The sequence below is a fragment of the Streptomyces sp. NPDC004266 genome, from assembly GCF_042874095.1.
GTDB lineage: Bacteria > Actinomycetota > Actinomycetes > Streptomycetales > Streptomycetaceae > Streptomyces.
This window is the reverse complement of the sequence record NZ_JBIAMM010000015.1, coordinates 149,670-170,275: the sequence shown is the minus strand read 5'-3', so window position 1 is coordinate 170,275 and position 20,606 is coordinate 149,670. Positions and strand designations below refer to the sequence as shown.

The 20,606-nt window shown below is 74.1% G+C and carries 8 protein-coding genes; 4 read left to right on the top strand and 4 right to left on the bottom strand.

Features of this window, described 5'->3' with window-relative positions:
* Positions 1-3: 3 nt before the first annotated feature.
* Positions 4-1,032: a guanitoxin biosynthesis L-enduracididine beta-hydroxylase GntD gene (gene gntD, locus ACFYUZ_RS30810; RefSeq protein WP_389314726.1), complete on the top strand. Its 1,029-nt coding sequence runs from the start codon at positions 4-6 to the stop codon at positions 1,030-1,032.
* 474 nt (positions 1,033-1,506) lie between these two features.
* Complete coding sequence (locus ACFYUZ_RS30805) at positions 1,507-2,415, top strand: ArsR/SmtB family transcription factor (RefSeq protein WP_389314725.1); 909 nt, start codon at positions 1,507-1,509, stop codon at positions 2,413-2,415.
* A gap of 30 nt (positions 2,416-2,445) precedes the next feature.
* Here the strand turns inward: ACFYUZ_RS30805 and ACFYUZ_RS30800 are convergent, their stop codons facing one another.
* Positions 2,446-3,087, bottom strand: a complete 642-nt coding sequence (locus ACFYUZ_RS30800) for an ATP-binding cassette domain-containing protein (RefSeq protein ID WP_389314723.1) — start codon at positions 3,085-3,087, stop codon at positions 2,446-2,448.
* A gap of 323 nt (positions 3,088-3,410) precedes the next feature.
* On the opposite strand from ACFYUZ_RS30800, the gene ACFYUZ_RS30795 reads away from it, so the two are divergent.
* Positions 3,411-4,433 carry a histidine kinase gene (locus ACFYUZ_RS30795; protein WP_389314721.1) on the top strand — a complete coding sequence of 341 codons (1,023 nt, stop codon included), beginning with the start codon at positions 3,411-3,413 and terminating at the stop codon, positions 4,431-4,433.
* On the top strand, positions 4,424-5,065 hold the full coding sequence (locus ACFYUZ_RS30790; protein WP_389314719.1) for a response regulator: 642 nt from the start codon (positions 4,424-4,426) through the stop codon (positions 5,063-5,065). The genes ACFYUZ_RS30795 and ACFYUZ_RS30790 overlap by 10 nt, the downstream gene beginning before the upstream one ends.
* 53 nt (positions 5,066-5,118) lie before the next feature.
* Here the strand turns inward: ACFYUZ_RS30790 and ACFYUZ_RS30785 are convergent, their stop codons facing one another.
* Genes ACFYUZ_RS30785 through ACFYUZ_RS30775 form a run of 3 tightly spaced genes read right to left on the bottom strand, consistent with a single transcriptional unit; the run spans position 5,119 to position 20,425 of the window.
* Entirely contained in the window at positions 5,119-6,381 is a 1,263-nt protein-coding gene (locus ACFYUZ_RS30785) for a serine hydrolase domain-containing protein (RefSeq protein ID WP_389314717.1), read from the bottom strand.
* Positions 6,378-15,503 carry an amino acid adenylation domain-containing protein gene (locus ACFYUZ_RS30780; RefSeq protein ID WP_389314716.1) on the bottom strand — a complete coding sequence of 3,042 codons (9,126 nt, stop codon included), beginning with the start codon at positions 15,501-15,503 and terminating at the stop codon, positions 6,378-6,380. Before ACFYUZ_RS30780 ends, ACFYUZ_RS30785 begins: the two co-directional genes overlap by 4 nt.
* Before the next feature lie 17 nt (positions 15,504-15,520).
* Entirely contained in the window at positions 15,521-20,425 is a 4,905-nt protein-coding gene (locus ACFYUZ_RS30775) for an amino acid adenylation domain-containing protein (protein WP_389314714.1), read from the bottom strand.
* Positions 20,426-20,606 lie beyond the last annotated feature (181 nt).

Here is a 20,606-nt window from a genome sequence, read left to right as displayed (position 1 = left end):
AAGATGCTGCAGCTCCAGCTGCGCGACGAGGACGTCGTCGCGATCGAGAAGGTCACCGCGGAGGTCGCGGGACGCTTCTCGTCCATCGAGGATCCCGCCCTGCACCGGGCCGCCCAGGTCTACGCGCACGAGTTGCCCCGCGGGCTGCGGACGGCGCTGGTCGACTTCAGGCTGACCGAGCCGTCGGGGGTGCTGGTGGTGTCCGGGCTGCCGGTCGACGACCTGTCGCTCGGCCCCACCCCGCCGGACTGGCGCGAGAAGGCCGCGCCCGACGCGACGCTGCGCCTCGACATCCCGTTCCTGCTCATCGGCTGCCTGCTGGGCGAGCCGATCGGCTGGGCCACCCAGCAGGACGGGCGGGTCATGCACGACATCTTCCCGATACGCGCCCACGAGCACGGTCAGATCGGCTGGGGAAGCGCGGAGACGCTCGCCTGGCACACCGAGGACGCCTTCCACCCCCTGCGCACCGACTACCTGGGGCTCATGTGCCTGCGCAACCCCGACGGGGTGGAGACGACCTTCGCCGACATCGCCGACGTGCGGCTCGACGACGCGACGCGGGCGGCCCTGGCGGAGGAGCGCTTCAGGATCCTTCCGGACGACTCGCACCGTCCGCAGAACCAGGTCGGGGGCGACCACGGGGATCCCGAGGTGGCCGAGCTCATGAGGCGCAGCGCCGAGCGGGTGGAGAGCGCCCTGCGGTCCCCCGAGCCGGTCGCGGTTCTGTTCGGCTCCCCGAAGGATCCGTACATCCGGCTGGATCCGTACTACATGCAGGGGGTGCAGGGCGAGAGCGAGCAGCGGGTGCTGGACGAGATCGGGAAGGCCCTGGACAGCACGATGAGCGGGGTGGCCCTGGCTCCCGGCGACATCGCCTTCATCGACAACTACCGCGTGGTGCACGGCCGCAAGCCCTTCCGGGCGCGGTTCGACGGCACCGACCGCTGGCTGCGGCGGCTGAACATCACCCGTGATCTGCGCAAGTCCCGGCACGCGCGGCTGACGGCGGAGTCGCGGGTCATCCACTGACGTTTTATCTACTGACGGGTCGTCTTATTGACTGACGGGTCGTCCACCGGCGCACGACTCATGACCTCCGACCGGCCCGGCGGTCTCCGACAATGAATTTTCGGCCGACTGCGACTGAATCGCACCCGTCGTTTTCGAGACACACGGAAAAGCGCGGCAGACGCATGCGGAGTTCGGCGAAATGATCAACGGCGGCGCGAGACGGTCGGGGCCGGTCAGCGGGGTGGAGGGGGCCGGGAATCGGCGACGGCGGGAGATGGGCCGGTCACACGGATCGCAATTACGTGGCCGGGGCACTAAATCACGAGGAGTCATCCCTCTACCAAATCATTGACGGATCAATATCATTGCCATCGTCGGCGACCCACGCATGGTCTCTTGCATGCAAATTGCGTCTCGGGGGTGGCAATGTTGCGCATCAAAGTTTCCAGCGAAGACATACAGCGGTTAAGAATGGTCCATACTTTAGGACCCGTGTCCGAAGCGGTCTTCGCCCTCCACCACTTCGGACGCGACCGGACGCGCGGCGGTGTCGGCTGGCACAAGTTCGTGCGCGAGCGGCTCGGCGACGACCTGCCCGCCGTGGGAGAGGTCGTGTCCAAGTACCAGGTGGTTCCCGATCTCCTGTGGCTGCTGGAGCGGGAGGGCGCCGACGCCGATTCGGTACCGCCGGCCGTGCGCGCCCGGGCCCGCCGCCTCGCCCAGATCGTCTTCCTGTTCTGCAGCGCGGGCATCCTGCCCTACTGGTCGCAGATACGGGCCCGGCTGGAGATCGAGCGCGACGTGCGCGGACGGATAGCCATCACGAACGGCGTCGAGTTCCTGCTCGCGGGGCTGCACCCCAAGGTGACGTGGGAGTCCTCGGAGCTGCGCATCGCGTCCAGCACCGACCTGGAGATCAAACTCGACGGGCGCGGCCTGATCCTGAGCCCCTCGCTCTTCCTCCCCGACAAGACCTGCGTGCTCGTGCGCTCCGAGCGGCAGTCCAGCATGCCGGCGCTCGTCTTCTCCGTGCCCCTGGACCTCAACGACCTGGAGTCGCCCTCCGAGGAGTCGGACGTCGAGGGCGACCGGGCGCTGGCCGCCCTCGTCGGATCCACCCGCGCGGCGGCCCTGCGCGCGCTCTCCGAGAGCGGCACCACCGGCGATCTGTCGGACCGCCTCGGCATCTCCCTCTCCGGCGCCAGCAAGCAGGCCACGGTCCTGCGAGAGGCGGGGCTGATCACGACGCTCCGCAACCGCACCACCGCCACGCACACGCTCACTCCGCTCGGCCTGGCGCTCCTGCAGAGGGAGTTGCCCGCCGAGGCCGCCGGCCCGTCGGGACACCCGGGCGAGCCGCGGGCGCGCGAGCCGAGGAGCACCGCCGGGCCGCGCGGCTGAGGCATGACCCGCGTCCCGACGGCCACGCCGCTACGGCATGACCCGCGTCTCGACCACACGGCCCTCGGCGAGCAGCACCACCGCGTCGGCCCGTTCGAGAGAGGCCAGGTCCGTGGCGGAGGCCACGACACAGAGCCCCTGCCGGTCCACCAGCCCGCGCACCATGTCCAGGACCCCCTCCGCGGTGGCGGGCGGAAGTCCGACGGTGAGGTCGTCGGCGAGCAGCACGTCGGGGGCGCCGGAGACCGCGGCCACGACCGCGGCCACCCGCTGCCGGCCCTCCGTCAGCTCGCGCACGGGGGTGTCCCGCTCCTCCCAGAGGTCCAGTCGGCGCAGCGCGTCCCGCACCACCTCCGCCGCTCCGGCCGGCATCGGACCGAGCCCCGAGGCCAGCGTGGCGATCGTCTCCGCCTGCTCCGGCACCGGCAGGAGACCGACGTGCGCGAGACGGAGACCCTCGGCGAGACGGACCTCGCCCGCCGTCACCGGCTCCAGGCCGGCGGCGCACCGCAGCACGCCGGTCTTGCCCGCGGCGGCCGGTCCGGCCAACGCCGTCCAGGTGCCGCCGTCGCACGCGAAGGACACATTCTCGATGACGTATCCGGATTCGGCGCCTCCGGCGCCGTTCGTGCCGACATGACATAGCTGCAGAGCCGGACTCTGTTCGGTCATGGTGGTCTCTTTCCATGCTCGGGAGGTAGGTTGTGCAACCGGTCCGCCGTCCCCGTTCCACTCCGGCGGAAGTGAGTCGATTCCGCCCACCTCTGGTCCCCGACACTCGGTCTGACCGGCATGTTAGGGCCTTCGGTACGGAAGAGCACATACCTTCCGCCACAGGGAAAGAACTACAGCCTGCTGTAATGCGCGTGAGGGCGCGGTCTGCTCGGATGTTCCGGGCCTGGTCGCCGCCGCTGCGGGCCACTGCTTATCTCCTCGGGGAATTCGGCACCGCGCTCATGAGCATTCTCTCCTTTCTGCCGCTCTTCCATCCGAGCATGCGGCGGTCGTGGGCCGAGTGGCACCGGCAGCGGGCCGGCCGTCTGCTGGGCCGACCGGTCCGCGAGCAGGGCATCGACCTCTCCCGTCATCTGTACTGGCTCGCCCTGCACGTCCCGCTCGGCATCGCCTGCGGACTCGCCACGGTCATCTGCGTCGGCAACGCGCTGGTGATCGCGGCGACTCCCCTGCTGGCATGGGCGTTTCCGGCGCAGGGGCACCCGAAGACGGTGCTGGACATCCCGGTGGCCGGCTGGCAGGAGGCCGTCACCGGTCCGTCGGTGGGATCCGTCCTGTTCGCCGTCGGGTGCCTGGCGCTGCCGCCGCTCGCCACGGGCTACGCCCGCATGACCCTCGCGGTGCTGGCGCCGTCGCGCACCCGGCTGCTCGCCGACCGCGTGGCCGCGCTCACCCGCACCCGCATCGACGCGATCGAGGCGCACGGCGCCGAGTTGCGGCGGATCGAGCGCGACCTGCACGACGGCACCCAGGCACGGCTGGTGGCGGTGGCCATGCGGCTCGCGGTCGCCCGGCAGTGCCTCGACCGCGACCTGTCCACCGTCGCCCGGATGCTGCGCGAGGCGACCGACGTCACCGAGGAGGCGATGGTCGAGCTCCGCGAGGTGCTCCGCGGCATCTACCCGCCCATCCTCGCCGACCGGGGGCTGCGGGGAGCCCTGCGGACCGTCGCCGCCCGGGGCGGCGTCCCGGTCTCGATCGACATCGGCGAGCTGCACCGGATCCCGGCGGCCATCGAGGCGGTCGCCTACTTCGTGGTCACCGAGGCGCTGACGAACGTGGCCAAGCACAGCCGGGCCACGGAGGCCGCGCTGAGGGTGTGGCGCGTCGAGGACGTGCTGACGGTCGTCGTCACCGACAACGGCGTGGGCGGCGCGCGGGAGAACGCCGGCAGCGGACTGGCCGGGCTCCGCGGCCGGGCGCAGGCCCTCGACGGCCGCGTCACGGTCGTCAGCCCGGCGGGCGGCCCCACCACGATCACCGTGGAGCTGCCGTGCGGATAGTCATCGCCGAGGACAACGTCCTGCTCGCCACCGGCCTGGAACTGCTGCTGACCCATGCCGGTTACGAGGTGGCCGAGGTCGCCGACGCCGCCGAGGGGTTCCTGGCCGCGGTCGACCGGCACCGCCCGGCCGTCACCATCGTCGACGTACGGCTGCCGCCCTCGTTCCGCGACGAGGGGATCCGGGCCGCGATCGAGGCCCGGCGCCTCCACCCCGGCCTGCCGGTCCTGGTCCTGTCCCAGTACGTGGAGCAGACGTACGCCTCCGAGTTGCTCTCCGGCGGCGGGGGCGGCGTCGGTTATCTGCTCAAGGACCGCATCAGCCGGGTCGACGAGTTCCTGGAGGCGCTCGACCGGGTGGCCGGCGGCGGCACCGCGCTCGACCCCGACGTGGTGGCCCAGTTGCTCGCCGGGCGCGCACGGCCGCTGTCCACGCTCACCCGCCGGGAGCGGGAGGTCCTGGCGCTCATGGCGGAGGGACACGACAACGCCACGCTGGCCGGGAAGCTGTCCGTCACCGACAACGCCGTGCACAAGCACATCGGCAACATCTTCGCGAAGTTCGGTCTCACCGAGACCGACGCCGGCCACCGAAGGGTCCGGGCCGTGCTGACCTATCTGGAGGCGCGCTGACACGAGAGCGGCGGGGCCCCTCCGGGAGAGGGGCCCCGCCGCGGCGGGACGCGCTACCCCTGCCGGACGCAGAGCCTCCCGGTGATCTGCACGCGGTCGGGGGCGCCGGTCGCCGGGTCGCGCAGGAACCGCCCCAGGTACGGCATCGCCGCGCGCGGGCCGCCTTCCGAGGGCGTGCGGAAGGAGAGGTCCCCGCCGACGAGGAGCCGGACCGGTGCCGCTCCGGCGACCGAGAGCAGGAGGTCGCCGTCCTCGGCCTCCACCCGGCACGACCAGTCGCCGTTGACGTAGTGCCCCGCGCACTCCGGCGGTGCCGGGACGGACTCGGCGCCGCCCGCGTCCCGAGGACGGTCGCCGACCTCCAGGCCGGTCTCGCGCAGCCGCCCGAGCAACGACTCCCACAGGCGAGCCCCGCTGCTGCCGTTCGCGGTGAGCGCCACCACGGTCCCCGTCGACGGGTCCACCCGCAGATGGCTCCACGCCCCGTCGCCGGTTCCGTCGTGGCCGAACCAGGTCCCGTAGCACGCCCATCCGGCGCCCCAGCCGTCCGCCAGCCCGTGGGCCCCCACGGCGAGTCCCTCCGTGACGTCCTCGCGCATCGTCCGCGCCGTCGCGGCGTCGAGCAGGGCGCCGCCCGGGCCGAGGCCCAGGTGCGCGGCGCCGAACACGGCGAGGTCCCGGGCGGAGGCGCACAGTCCCGCGGCCGGGTCCTCCAGCGGCGGTACGGACTGCTCCTCGAGGGGCCGGGGCGGGGCGTCCGGGCGTACGAGATGGCCCAGGGCGGTCGGCGCCGCGGCATCGTGCCCCAGCGGGCGCAGCAGCATCGTCCCCACGGCCTCGGTCCAGTCCAGGCCGGTGATCTCCTCGACCAGCCGGCCGGCGATCACGTACCCCGGGTTGGAGTAGGAGAAGACCGTGCCCGGTTCGTGCACGGCCGGCTCGGCCGCGTGGCGGGCGAGCCAGCGGGCGCGGCTGGTTCCGGCGGGCGGCTCGACGGTGTTGGCCGCCAGGCCCGCGGTGTGGCTGAGCACCTGCCGCAGGGTGCACTCCGGGCCCGCGCGCAGCTCGCCCAGCTGCTCCGCCAGCGGTTCGTCCAGGTCCACGTCGCCGTCGGCGACCAGCAGGGCCGCGAGGGTCGCGGTGAACGGCTTGGTGAGCGATCCGAGCGGGAACGCCGTCGCCACCGTCACCGGCCTTCCCGAACCGGCCTCCTCCTCCCCGGTCTCCGCGGTGTGCAGGAGGCCGTCGCGCCAGACCGCCACCTGGGCGCCGGGCACGCCGTGCCGGAGCGCGAGCTCCGCAAGGAGCTCGTTCACCGGTCGCCCTCCGTCCCGAGGGCCGGCTCGCAGAGGCGGGCGATCGACCGCAGCGCCGCCACGAGTTCGGAGCCGACCCGCTCGATCGTCCCGCGCTCGTGCAGGTTGACCGAGTAGTAGAGGTCGAAGCCGAGCCGGCCGTCCTCGACAGCGCCGACCACCTCCAGGGCCTGCACGACCCGCTCGCGGTCGTCCTGCTCCCGGCCGATCGGGTCGTGGAAGGCGTGGAACAGCGAGCGGTCGGCCGTGCGGGTGATCTCCTCGGTCTGGCTGTGGTAGTTGAACAACACCGCGGGAGGCGCGGGCTCCGCCGCCGGCGTGCCGGACCCGGCGAGGTGGCGCAGCGCCCCGTGGCCGAGCCCGTTGCCGGGGACGGCGCGCAGGCAGCGGCGCACCGACCGCACGACGGCGGGCCAGTCGGGCTCGTCGTCCGTGCGCCCGGGCACCTTCAGCGCGACGGGGTACGAGCTGGTGAACCACCCGACGGTGCGGGACAGGTCGATGTCGTCGAAGATCTCCTCGCGGCCGTGGCCCTCCATCTCGATCACGAGCCGGTCGTCGCCGGACCAGCGGCACATCGTCCAGGCCAGCGCGGAGAGCAGCACGTCGCTGACCCGGGCCCGGAACCTGCCCGGCGCCACGCGCAGCAGCGCCTCGGTCTCGTCCCGCTCCAGCCGCACCGGCGTGATCCGCCGCGACGACACCACGTTCGGTCCGGGGCCGTCGGTCGGCAGCGGCACCGCCTCGGGCACGGCCTCCCAGTGCGCGGCCTGGTCCGCGAAGCCGCCGTCGGCCGCGTGCGCCGCGAGTCTCGTGGCCCACTGCCGGAACGAGGAGGTCTTGGCCCCGAGGTCGATCGCCTCGCCCCCGAGGGCCTGCCGGTAGGCGAGGTCCAGGTCGTGGTTGAGGATCCGCCACGACACCGCGTCGACCACGAGGTGGTGCACGGTCAGGTGCAGGTGGGCCCGCCGGTCCGGGCCGAGGTCGAACAGGACCGCCCGCAGCAGCGGCCCTTCCGCCAGGTCGAAGCCCGTGTCGGCCGCCGCGGCGAGCCGGTCCATGACCGGGGGCAGCTCCTCGTCGGGCAGCCCCGAGAGGTCGTGGCGCTCGAACAGCTCGCCGGTCTCGGCCTCGGCGTTCCGCTGCGACCAGGCGCCCCGCCCGTCGCGGACGTACCGCATCCGCAGCGCGTCGTGGTGCGCGACGACCGCCGCGAGGGCGGCCCGCAGCGCCGTCTCGTCGGCGCCCGTCGCCAGCTCGACGTGGATCGACTGGGCGAGGTGGTGCGGGGCGACCGTGTTGCGCGCGAAGAACTCGTGCTGGATCGGGGTGAGCGGCACCTCGCCCGCCTCGGCCCGCTGGGTGGCGGCGACCCGGCGGTCCCGGCCGGCCGCGGCGACGAGCTGCTCGACGGTCGGGTGGCGGAACAGGTCGCTGGAGGAGACCTGCAGTCCCGCCCGGCGGCTCTTGAACACGACCTGGATGCTGAGGATCGAGTCGCCGCCGAGGTCGAAGAAGTCGTCGGTGACCCCGACGCGCTCCACCCCGAGCACCTCCGCCCAGATCGCGGCCATCGTGCGCTCGTCGGGGGTGCGGGGCTCCACCGAGAGCCGGCCGGCCGCCGCCGTCGCGGGCTCCGGCAGGGCCCGGCGGTCGACCTTGCCGTGCGGGGTGAGGGGGATCCGCTCCAGCCGGACGAGCGCGGCCGGGACCATGTACTCGGGCAGGCGGGAGGCGAGGTACGAGGTCAGTTCGACCGGGTCCTGCTCCGAGACCACGTATCCGACGAGACGCCGGCGGCCCGGCTGGTCCTCGCGGACGACGACGGCCGCCCGCGCCACGTCCGGGTGTTCGGCGAGCGCCTGCTCGATCTCGCCGAGCTCGATGCGGTAGCCGCGCAGCTTCACCTGGTCGTCGGTGCGGCCGACGAACTCCAGCGTGCCGTCGGGGCGCCACCGCATCAGGTCGCCGGTGCGGTACATCCGGGAACCGGGCTTCCCGAACGGGTCCGGCAGGAAGCGTTCGGCGGTCATCGCGGGCCGGTCCCGGTAACCGCGGGAGACGCCGTCCCCGGCGAGGTACGCCTCCCCGGCCACGCCCACCGGCACCACCTGCAGGTCCCGGTCGAGCAGGTAGACCCGGGTGTCCGCGGTCGGCCGGCCGACCGGGACGGTCCGTCCGGGCCGCCCGCCGCGCTCGACCGGGAAGCACGTCGCGGTCACCGAGCACTCGGTGGGCCCGTACGCGTTGACGATCCGCAGGCCGGGCAGCCGGTCGAGGACGCGTGCGCAGTGCGGCGCGGACAGCGCCTCGCCGCCGACGACCACCGTCCGCAGCCCCGCGAGGATTCCCGGGTCGGTGTCGGCGACGGCGTGGAAGAAGCCCGCCGAGAACGACATGGCCTGCACCTCGTGGTCGCGCAGGAACTTGTCGAGTTCGTCGACCGAGCGGAAGTCGCCCGGCCGCACGGCCAGGCACGCGCCGCTCAGCAGCGCCTGCCACAGCTCGTTCTGCGCGGCGTCGAACGAGATCGAATGGTGCTGGGCGATCGTGGTGGCGTCGCCGAAGGTGTGCCCGCCCGCGGCGCGCACCAGGCGGACGAGGCCGCGGTGGGTGACCATGCCGGCCTTGGGGACGCCGGTCGAGCCCGAGGTGTAGACGAGCACGGCGAGGTTGTCCGGGACCGTGCGCGAGGGCGGCGGTCCGACGGCGGGTCCCGGCCGCAGAGCGTCGACGAGGAGGACCTGGGCGCCGGTCGGCGGCAGACCGGGCGCGAGCGCCGCGCTGGTCAGCAGCACCGGCACGCCCGAGTCGCGGAAGAGGTAGGTGAGGCGCTCGGACGGATAGCCGGGGTCGAGCGGCACGTACGCGCCGCCGGCCTTGAGGACGCCGAGCATGGCGGTGATCATCTCGGCGCCGCCCGGCAGGCAGATGCCCACCGGCACCTCCGGGCCGACGCCCCGGCCGACGAGGTCGTGGGCGAGCAGGTCGGAGCGGGCGTCCAGTTCGGCGTAGGTGAGCCGGACGTCACCGGCGACGACGGCGAGCCGGTCGGGGTGCTCCCGCGCGACCTCCGCGAACAGCTCGTGCAGGCACCGGTCGGGGTAGCCGGACGGGGTGCCGTTGAACTCCTCGACCAGCCGGTCGCGTTCGGCGCCGCGGACCATCGGCAGGTCCCGCAGGGCGGCGTCGGGCGCCGTCACCATCGCGTCGAGCATGCCGAGCAGGTGCTCGGCGAAGCGGCCCGCGGTGGCGTCGTCGAACAGGCGCGGGTCGTAGCCGAGCCGCAGGTGGAGTCCGTCGACCAGGTGCGCCACACAGGTGAGGGGGAAGTTCGAGGTCTCCAGGCCGGCCAGCGACCGCACCTCCAGGCCGTGCCGCCCGGCCGCGTGCTCGTCGTACGGGAAGTTCTCGAAGACCACGCAGCTGTCGAAGAGGTCGGTGCCCGCCGGGATCGCGGCCCAGCCGCGCACCTGGGCGAGGGAGACGTACTCGAACCGGCGGCCGTCGACCTGCTGCTCCTGGATCTCGCGCAGCCAGGAGCGGAGTTCGCGGTCGGGGGAGACGGTCAGCCGGGTGGGCAGGGTGTTGATGAACAGGCCGACCATGTCGTCGGAGCCGGGCAGCTCGGCGGGCCTGCCGCCCACCGTGGTGCCGAAGCAGACCTGCCGGTCGCCGCTGTAGCGGGACAGCAGCAGGGCCCAGGCGCCCTGGATCAGGGTGTTGACGGTGACCCGGGCCTCCCGGGCGAAGCCCTCCAGGCGCCCGGTCTCCTCGGCCGTGAGCGCGAGGTCGATGTGGCCGGTGTCGCGGGACTGGTGCGAGCGCAGCGGCGGCCGGTCGTACGGCAGCGCGGTCGGCGCGGAGAACCCGGCCAGCAGCCCCGTCCAGTACGCCCGCGCCGCGGCGGTGTCCTGCTCGGCCAGCCAGCGCACGTACTCGCGGAACGGACGGCGCGGGCGCGGCGGCGCGACCTCGCGCCCGCGGAGCGCGGCGTGCTCCGCGAAGACCTCGCCGAGCACGTCGGCGAAGCTCCATCCGTCGAGGAGCAGGTGGTGCGAGGAGCAGCGCAGGTGGACGGTGGAGGCGGAGAGCCGGGCCAGGTGCAGCCGCAGCAGCGGCGGCCGCGACAGGTCCAGCGGCTCGCTCGGGGCCTCGGCCAGCAGGCGGACGCGGTCCTGCTGCTGCGCCTCGGTCAGCTCCGACCAGTCCTCGATCACGGCGGGCACGCGGACGTCCCGGTGGACCACCTGCAGGGGGCGGCCGCCCTCGGCGTCGGCGATCGCCGTGCGCAGCACGGGCGTGCGGTCGACGACCCGCTGCCACGCCTCGACCAGCAGCGCGGGGTCGGGGACGCCGTCGAGGACGAGCCCGACGTGGGTGAGGTAGATGTCGTCCTCGTGCGCGTCGAGCGAGTGGAACAGCAGGCCGCTCTGCATGGGCGTGAGCGGGTAGACGTCCTCGACCGCGCGGCCGTCCCCGGCGATCCGGTCGACGCCCTCCTGGTCGAGGCCGGCGAGCGGGAAGTCCGACGGGGTGCAGCCGCCGGCCCCGGAGCAGTGCGCCACGATGTCGGCGAGCGCCGCGGTGAACCGCTCCGCGAGGCCGGCGATCGTCGCCTCGTCGTGCCGCGCGGCCGAGTACTCCCAGGAGAACTCGAGCCGGCCGTCGCGGACCATCCCGGTGATCTCCAGGAGGTTCGGGCGGGCCAGGTCGGTGCCGCGGTCGGGCGCCGGGCTGGGGTGCCAGGCGCGCAGCAGGCCGTCTCCCGTCGCCACGTCGAAGTGGCCGTGGTAGTTGAATCCGACCTGGCAACGGCCGCCGCCGAGCCCGGCGTTCTCGGTCAGGTAGCGCAGGGCGCCGTATCCGATGCCGGCCTCGGGGACCGCGCGCAGGGTCTCCTTGACCGCCTTGAGCCGGGTGCCCCAGTCCTCGCCGGACACGGGCAGCACCACCGGGAAGAGCGTGGTGAACCAGCCCGCCGTGCGGGAGAGGTCGACGTCGTCGAAGAGGTTCTCGCGGCCGTGGCCCTCCAGCTCGACCGCGACGGCGTCGCCGCCGGTCCAGTCGGTCAGCACCGCCGCGAGCGCGGTCAGCAGCACGTCGTTGACCTGGGTGCGGTACGCCGCGGGCACGTCCCGCAGCAGCGCGCGGGTCAGCTCCGCGTCGAGACCGGCCTCGACCGTGCGGGCGTGGGCGAGGGTGTCGGGTCCCGTGCCGGCGGCCGGCAGGGGCGGGCAGGCGGCGGACGCGGCCTCCACGGCCCGCCAGTAGGGCCGTTCGCCGTCGAAGCGGCCGGATCCGGCCGCCTCGGTCAGCCGTCTCGACCAGTCCCGGAAGGAGGTGGTCTTCTCCGGGAGGCCGACCGGCAGGCCCCGCGCCGCCTGGTCGTGGGCGAGTTCCAGGTCGGAGAGCAGCACCCGCCAGGTCACCCCGTCGACGACGAGGTGGTGCGCCGTGACGAACAGCCGGTCGGGCCCGGGCGCACCGGTGAGGAGCACCGCGCCGAGCAGGGGTCCGGCGTCGAGCCGGAAGCCGGTCTGTGCCGCCGTGACCGCCTCGTGGACCGCCCGCTCGCGGGCCTCGCGGTCGAGCCCGGACAGGTCGACCGTGCGGAACGGCTCGCCCGTCTCGGCGGGCGCGCAGTGCTGCCGCCAGGAGCCGTCGGCGGGGGCGGCGCGCAGCCGCAGCGCGTCGTGGTGGTCGAGCAGCGCCGTCACCGCCGTGCGCAGGGCGGCGGGGTCGGTGCCGGGGGCGAGCTCGACGAACATCGACTGGTTGAAGTGGGCGGCACCCCGCGGGTACTGCTCGAAGTACCAGCGCTGCACCGGGGTGAGCGGCACGTCGCCGACCGCGGTGGCGGGCGTCCGCGGGGCCTGCTCGTCCGAGGCCCGCACGACGGCGGCCAGGTCGGCGACGGTCTGGTACAGGAAGATCTGCTTGGCGGTCAGGCGCAGGCCCGCCCGCCGTGCCTTCGACACGACCTGCAGTCCGACGATCGAGTCGCCGCCGAGCTCGAAGAAGTTGTCGTCGGCGCCGACCGTGCCGGGTTCGAGGCCCAGGACCTCGGCCCAGATCGCGGCGAGCTCGGACTCGGTGCGGTTGCGCGGCGGTACGTGGCTCGCGGGGGCGTGGTCGGTGGCCGTCGGCGTCGGCAGCGCCTTGCGGTCGAGCGTGCCGCTCGGGGTCATCGGAAGCTCGTCGAGGACGACGAGGGCGGAGGGTATCGCCGGGTCCGGGACGATCCCCGCGAGGAACGCGCGGAGCTCGGTGAGGGTGGGCGCGGCGCCGTCCGCGAGCAGGTATCCGACGAGCCGGTCGCGGCCGGCCGGGTCGGGTCGTACCGCGGCGGCCGCGGCGGCGATGCCGGGGTGGCGCAGCATGGCCGCCTCGACCTCGCCGAGCTCCACCCGGAAGCCGCGGACCTTGACCTGGTCGTCCGCGCGGCCGAGGTACTCCACGTCGCCGTCGGGTCGCCAGCGTCCGATGTCGCCGGTGCGGTAGAGCCGCCCGCCGGTGAACGGGTCGTCGACGAAGCGCTGCGCGGTCAGCTCGGGCCGGTTCCAGTAGCCCTGTGCCACGCCGTCGCCGCCGATGTGGATCTCGCCGGGCACGCCGACGGGGACGGGACGCAGCCGGGTGTCGAGCACGTACGTACGGGTGTTGCCCAGCGGCCGGCCGACCGGCACGATCGCCGTGCCGACCGGCTCGCCGGCCCGCAGCCGGTACGTGGTGGAGTCCACGGTGGTCTCCGTGGCGCCGTAGTTGTTGGTGACGACGGCGTCGGGGGAGAGCAGTTCCAGGACCGCGGCCGCGTCGTCGGCCAGCCACGCCTCCGAGCCGACCGCGAGGACGCGCAGCGAGTCCGCCCGGCCACCGGTCCAGGACAGCTCCTGGGCGATCGCCTTGGCCAGCGACGGGGTGGTCACGAGGAGCTGGGGGCGGACCTCGGAGATCAGGGCGGCCAGGGCGGGCGGGTCGGTGATCACCTCCGCCGGGCAGATCACCATCTCGCCGCCGTACATGGCGGACATCAGGAAGTCGCCGAGGAACAGGTCCACGGCGAGGCTGGACACCGACAGGGAGCGGCCCCGCAGTCCGGTCAGGTCGTAGCGGGCGTCCCAGGCGTTCATCATGTGGACGGCGTTGCGGTGGCTGACCATCACGCCCTTGGGGCGGCCGGTCGAGCCGGAGGTGTAGACGACGTACGCGAGGTCGTCCGGCCCGGCGGCCGTCGTGGGCGGGGTGGCGGGCCGGCGGGCGATCGCGTCCTGGTCGGTGTCGAGCCGGACGGTGGTCCAGGGGCCTTCGCCCACCACCGACGAGTCGGTGATCAGCACCGGGGTCGCGGCGTCCTCCAGCATCATGGCCAGCCGCCCGGCGGGGTGCTCGGGGTCGAGCGGCACGAAGGCGCCGCCGGCCTTGAGCACGGCGAGCAGCGCGACCATGGCGTCCACGCCGCGGTCGAGGCAGACGCCGGTCAGCACGCCCGGGCGGACGCCGGCCGCGACCAGGTGGTGCGCCAGCCGGTTGGCCCACTCGGCCAGTTCGGCGAAGGTGAGCCGTCGGCTGCCGTCGCTCACCGCGACGGAGTCGGGCGTCCGGGCCGCCTGTTCGTCGAAGATCCGGTGGAGGGTCCGCGCGGGCGGTGTCTCCAGGACCGGGCCCTGCCAGTCGGCGGTGAGCGTCCGCAGCTCGTCGGCCGGCAGCATGGACAGACCGGCGAGCGGGGCCGCGGACTCCTCTGCCACCGCGCGCAGCAGGGTGACCAGGTGCCCGCCGAGCCGCTCGACGGTCTCCCTGTCGAACAGGTCGGTGCTGTACTCCAGGTAGCAGACGAGCGAGGAGGCGTCCTCGTAGAAGTCGAACGTGAGGTCCAGCTTCGCGACGTCGACCGGCGGCTGGATCTCGGTGACGTCGAGGCCCCGGAAGGCCGGCAGCGTGTCGGCCATGTTCTGCAGGTTGACCATCACCTGCACCAGCGGCGGCCGGGACGCGTCCCGGTCCGGCCGCAGCGCCTCGACGAGTCGCTGGAAGGGGACCTCGTCGTGGGCGAACGCCTCCAGCAGGCCGGTGCGCACCCGGCCGAGCAGCTCCGTGAACGACAGCGACTCGTCCACCTGGGAGCGCAGCACCACGGTGTTGATGAAGAAGCCGATCAGGTTCTCCAGTTCGGGCCGCTGCCGGCCCAGGGTGACGGTGCCGACCGCCACGTCCGTCTCGCCGCAGTAGCGGGCCAGCAGCACCTTGGTGACCGTGACCAGGGCCATGAACAGCGTCGCGTCCTGTCCGCGGCTCAGCTCGCGCAGCCGGTCCAGCACGTCGGCGGGGATCTCCACCGGCAGGGTCGCGCCCGCGGGCGTGCGGACGGGCGGCCGCGGCCGGTCGGTGGGCAGTTCGGCCGTGCGCATCCCCGCGAGCCGGTCGCGCCAGTAGGCGAGCTGCTCGTCGAGGGCGCCGGCCCGCTCGCGCTCCCAGGCGGCGTAGTCGGCGTACTGCACGGGCACAGGCGGCAGGGACGCGGGGGCGCCGCCGGTCTCCGCCTCGTAGCCGGCTGCCAGCTCGCCGAGCAGCCGTCCGGTCGACCAGCCGTCGCACACGATGTGGTGCATGGCCAGGACGAGCACGTGCTCGCGGTCGTCCACGCGCAGCAGCGTGGCCCGCAGGAGCGGCCCGTGGCGCAGGTCGAAGGGCTTGTTCATCTCCGTCGCGAGGAAGTGCCCGACCGCGGTCCGCGCGTCGGGCCCCGACACGTCGACGGTCGGCACCTTCTGCTCGGTGTGCTCGTGCACCACCTGGACGCCCCGGCCGGCCGGCGCGTCGAACGTGGTGCGCAGCGTCTCGTGCCGGCGTACGACCCGGTCGAGCGCGGCGGTGAGCGCCGCGGTGTCGAGGTCGCCGCGCAGCCGCAGGGCGCGCAGCGTGTTGTACTCGGCGCTGTCCGGCTCCAGTTCGGCCAGGAACCAGAGCCGTTCCTGCGCCGACGACATCGGCAGCAGGCCGTCGCGGGGGACGGTCGGGATCGGCCGCTCCTCGGACGCGGACTCGCCGGCGAGGCGACGCAGCAGCTCCGCCTGCAGGTGCGCCGGTACGGACGCGAACTTCTCGTCTGGCTGGGTCATCTGCGTTCCTCCCTGGGTCAGATCCGGCCGGGCGCCTGGGTGCCGGAGACGGCGGTCAGGCTCGCGAAGACGCGATCCTGGACCACTCCGGCGAGGTCGCTCACACGCCGGTGCTCGAACAGGTCCCTCGGGGAGACCGGCACACCGAAGGCCGCGCGCATGCGGACGGCCAGGCGGATCGCGTTGATCGAGTCGCCGCCGAGGTCGAAGAAGCTGTCGTGCGTGCCCACCCGGGGTACGGCCAGCACCTCGCCCCAGATCCGGCAGAGGGCCTCCTCGGTCGGGTTGGCCGGCGCCACGTACGACTCCTCGTCCGGGCGGACGTTCGCCACGGGCAGCGCCGCCCGGTCGAGCTTCCCGTTGCGGTTGACCGGCAGCACCGTCAGCGACACCACGGCGGCCGGGACCATGTAGGCGGGCACGTGCCGGGCGACGTGGGCGCGCAGCTCGTCCGCGGTCGGCACGCCCGCGCGCGGCACCACGTACGCGACGAGCCGCTTGCCGGCCCCGTCGGCCTGCACGACGACCGCGGCCTCGGCCACCGCCTCGTGCCGCAGCAGCACGTTCTCGACCTCGCGCGGCTCCACCCGGAAGCCGCGGATCTTGACCTGGTCGTCCGCCCGGCCGGCGAACTCCAGCGTGCCGTCCGGGTTCCAGCGGGCCAGGTCGCCGGTGCGGTAGAGGCGGGCTCCCGGCCGTCCGAAGGGGTCGGCCACGAAACGCTCCGCGGTCAGGCCGGGCCGCCCGATGTAACCGCGGCCCACGCCGTCGCCGCCCAGGTAGAGCTCGCCCCTGACGCCGGGCGGCACGGGGCGCAGCCGGTCGTCGAGGACGTGGACGCTGGTGTTGGGGATCGGCCTGCCGATCGGGACGTTGTCGTACCGGGCGCCGGGCTCCACGGCGAAGAGCGTCGCGGCGACCGCGCATTCGCTGGGTCCGTACCCGTTGAGCAGGCGGCGGCCGGGGGACCAGGCGGCGGCGAGGTCCGGGGTGAGGACCTCGCCGCCGCACAGGATGGACTCCAGGTGCGGCAGCGCGGCCGGGTCGAGCACCGGCAGGACGGTCGGCGGGCCGGTGACCGCGTCGGCGTCGGCCTCCCGCAGCTGCTCGACGAGTTCGGCGCCGCTGTAGGTCCCGGTGGTGACGGGGGCGACCAGCGTGGCGCCGCCCGCGAGCGTGCTCAGCAGGACGAGCGAGGCGGCGTCGAAGCTCATGGGGGCGAGCTGGTAGATCCGGCTGCCGGGACGCACGTGCAGGGGGACGACCGTCTCCACGGTGTTGACCATGGACCGGTGCTCGATCATGGTGCCCTTGGGCTTCCCGGTCGAGCCCGAGGTGTAGACGGTGAACAGGAGGTCGCGGGGGCTGCCGAGGTCGGGCGGGGCGGTCGCCGGCCGGGTGGCGATGGCGGGCCAGTCCTCGTCGAGCAGGACGAGGGGGGTCGTGGTGCCGGTGAAGACGCCGAGGTGGCGGGTGTGGGTGAGGACCACCGCCGGCCGCGCCTCCTCCAGGATCGCGGCGGTGCGCGCGGCGGGGTAGTCGGGGTCGATGGGTACGTACGCGCCGCCGGCCTTGAGCACGCCGAGGACGCCGACGACCAGGTCCGGGCCCCGCTCGACGGACACCCCGACGAGCACGTCCGCGCCGACGCCGAGGTCCACCAGGTGGTGGGCGAGCCGGTTGGAGCGCTCCTCGACCTCCGCGTAGGTGAGCCGGTGCCCGCCGCGCTCGATCGCGACGGTGTCGGGCCACCGGGCGGCGCGCTCGCTGATGATCCGGTGCATGCGCCGCTCGATGGAGTGCTCGGAGGGCGCGGCCACGCCCCACTCGCCGAGGACGAGTTCCCGCTCGGCACCGGTCAGCGCGGTCACGTCGCCGACGCTCGGCGCGGTTCCGGCGGCCAGCCCGTCCAGGACGGTGATCAGGCGCGCGGCGACCCGTTCCACGGTGGCCGGGTCGAAGACCGCCTCGTCGTAGAGCAGCCGCATGACCGGTGACTCGTCGGGGAACACGCTCAGCGCCAGCGAGTGGTTGGTGGCGAACTCGACGTCGAACGCGCGGACGGCCGTCCGGTCGAACGGATAGTTCTGGAAGACCACGGCGGTGGGGAACAGCGCGGACCCGGGCGCCACGTCGGCGAAGGACTGCACCCGGTTCAGCGGGGCGTACCCGAACTCCCGTGCCCTGGCCTGCTCGCGCTGCAGCTCCTCCAGCCAGGGCAGGGTCCGCGCGTCGTCGTCCACCCGGACCCGGACCGGCTGCGTGTTGATCATCATGCCGACCATCGACTCGACGCCGGGCAGCTCCGCCGGCCGCAGCGCCGTGCTCGTGCCGAAGCAGACGTCGCGTTCGCCGCCCAGGCGCGCGAGGAGGATCGCCCACGCCCCCTGGACCAGGGTGTTGGTGGTGAGCCCGGTGCGCCGCGCGTACGCCGAGACCCGCGCCGCCGTCTCCGCGGGGACCGTCACCTGCACCGACCGTCTGGCCGCGGGCCGGTGGCCCTCGGGCGGCTGTCGGTCGCCGGGCACGGACACGGGGGTGGTGAAGCCGGCCATCCGGCCGCGCCAGTAGGCGTCGGCGGCGTCCAGGTCCTGGTCCGCGAGCCAGTGCACGAAGTCCTCGAACGGCGGCCGCTGTCGCACCGGTTCGCCGCGGTATCCGTCGAGGACGTCCTGCAGCAGCTCCGCGGAGCTCCAGCCGTCGGTGAGCACGTGGTGCATCGTCCAGACGAGCTGGACGGAGTCCGGGCCGAGCCGCACGATCGTGACCCGGCTCAGCGGGGCCCGGGTGAGGTCGAGGCCGGCGGCGCGGTCGGCGTCGAGCAGCTCCCGCAGCCGCGCGGGGTGCTCCGCCTCCGGCAGGGCGCTCCAGTCGAGGTGGGTCACCGGCAGCACGACCCGGTCCCTGACGAGCTGCACGGGCTCCTCGACGTCGGCCCAGCGGAGCTCGGTGCGGAGCACCGCGTGGCGTTCCGTGGCCTCCTGCCAGGCCCGGCCGAGGCGGTCGGGGTCGGCGACGTCGCCGAGCCGGGCGACGAACTGGATCAGGTGCAGCGCCGGGTCGTCGAGCATGAGGGCGTCGAAGAGCATGCCGCTCTGCAGGGGGGTCAGGGGGTAGTCGCCCGCGCGCGGGGGCCGGGTCGTCGCCGCGGGTTCCTGGTCGAGCCGCGTCGCCGCGGCGGCCAGCGCCTCGACCGTCGGGTGGGTGAAGACGTCGGCCGTGCGCAGGACGAGCCCCGCTGCCCGCGCCCGCGCGACGCACTTCATGGCCAGCACGGAGTCGCCGCCGAGGGCGAAGAAGTCGTCCCTCGTGCCGATCCGTTCGAGGCCGAGCGTCTCGGCCCAGATCGCCGCGAGGGCGCGCTCCGCGTCCGTGCGCGGCGCGCGGTGGGCCCCGGCGCCGTCGGCCGGGGGGTCGGGCAGGGCGGGCCGGTCCACCTTGCCGTTGGCGTTGACCGGAAGCCGGTCCATCCAGACGACGCGCGCGGGCACCATGTAGGCCGGGAGGCGCTGGGCCAGCCGGTCGAGCAGTTCCCGCTCGGGGAGGGGGTCCGGCCCCGTCGGGTACGCGACGAGGCTGCGCGTCGGGCCGTTCTCCCGCACGACCACGACGACGTCGGTGACGCCTGCGCAGTCGCGCAGCGCGGCCTCGATCTCGCCCAGCTCGATCCGGAACCCCCGGATCTTGACCTGGTGGTCGGTCCGGCCGAGGAACTCGATGAGCCCGTCCTCGGTCAGGCGCACCCGGTCGCCGGTGCGGTAGAGGCGGTCGCCGGGCGCGAAGGGGCTGGCCACGAAGCGCTCGGCGGTCAGCGCGGGGCGCCCGAAGTAGCCTCGGCCCGTGCCCTCGCCGGACAGGTACAGCTCGCCGGTGCCGCCCGCGCCGACCGGTCGCAGCCGCTCGTCGAGCACGTACGCCTCGGTGTCGTCGAGGGCCGTGCCGATCACCGCGGGCCGGGTGGGCGCCTCGCCCGGGGGCGTGCGGTGCGTGGTGGCGAAGACCGTGCACTCGGTGGGGCCGTAGCCGTTGACGAGCGTGGTGTCGGGGCAGGCGCGCCGCACCCGTTCCACGGCGGTCGCCGACGGGGCTTCGCCGCCCGCCCACACCTCGCGCAGCCCGGCGAAGCAGTCGGGCTGCTCCTCGGCGAAGAGCCGGAACAGCGTCGCCGTCAGGAACACCGCGTCGACGGGGTGTTCGGCGACGAGTGCGGCCAGGCCCTGCGCGGTCGGCTCCGGGGGGCCGATGACCACGCGGCCGCCGTTGAGCAGCGGCAGCCAGACCTCGTACGTGGAGGCGTCGAAGGCGAGCGGGGCGTGGAAGAGCGTGCAGCGGCCGAAGGCGGCGCGCATGTGGGGTTCGCGGGCCAGCGCCGTGATGTTGCGGTGGGTGATGGACACGCCCTTGGGCAGGCCGGTCGAGCCCGACGTGTGGATGATGTAGGCGAGTTGCTCCCGGTCGACGGTCACGTGCGGGGCGTCGGGGCGCCGCTCCGTGTCGGCGCCGTCCACGACGAGCACGGGGATCCCGGCGGTCGCCGCCCGCCCGACGGTCGACCGGTCGGCGATCAGCACGACCGCCCCGGTCTCGGCGAGCGTCCAGCGGATCCGCTCGTCGGGGTGGCTCTCGTGCAGCGGCACGTAGACCCCGCCCGCCTTGAGGACGGCGAGCAGGGCGACGACGGTCTCCGAGGAGTGGCCCGAGCGGCCCGTCAGCATGCCGACCCGCGACTCGGCGGTGACTCCGGCGGCGACGAGGAGGTGGGCCAGGTGGTTGGCGCGCTCGTCCAACTCGCCGTACGTGAGGGTCCTGTCGGCGTCGACGACCGCGGGCGCGTCGGGGTTCCGGCGGGCGTGCGCGGCGACGATGTCGTGGACGGCCCGGTTCTCCGGGACGGCGGGTGCGTTGCCGAAATCGTGGGACATGCTCGACCCTCCACTGGAGACGCGTGGGGCGCGGATCTGTTCGACGGTCGAGCTTGGCGTGCGAAGGCGGACCGGCTCCACGTTCTTGAGCGGTGAGGAAACTGCCCGCTCGACGGGGCCCCGTGGTGCGCGCACACGGGTGGGGCGTGGTCCGAGGTCCGCGAGAGGGCCGAGGCAGGGC

Excerpts from the sequence above, each read along its gene's own strand:
- gntD (WP_389314726.1), top strand. The coding sequence starts at position 4 with ATGCTGCAGCTCCAGCTGCGCGACGAGGACGTCGTCGCGATCGAGAAG.
- ACFYUZ_RS30800 (WP_389314723.1), bottom strand. The coding sequence starts at position 3,087 with ATGACCGAACAGAGTCCGGCTCTGCAGCTATGTCATGTCGGCACGAAC.
- ACFYUZ_RS30795 (WP_389314721.1), top strand. The coding sequence starts at position 3,411 with ATGCGGCGGTCGTGGGCCGAGTGGCACCGGCAGCGGGCCGGCCGTCTG.
- ACFYUZ_RS30780 (WP_389314716.1), bottom strand. The coding sequence starts at position 15,503 with ATGACCCAGCCAGACGAGAAGTTCGCGTCCGTACCGGCGCACCTGCAG.
- ACFYUZ_RS30775 (WP_389314714.1), bottom strand. The coding sequence starts at position 20,425 with ATGTCCCACGATTTCGGCAACGCACCCGCCGTCCCGGAGAACCGGGCC.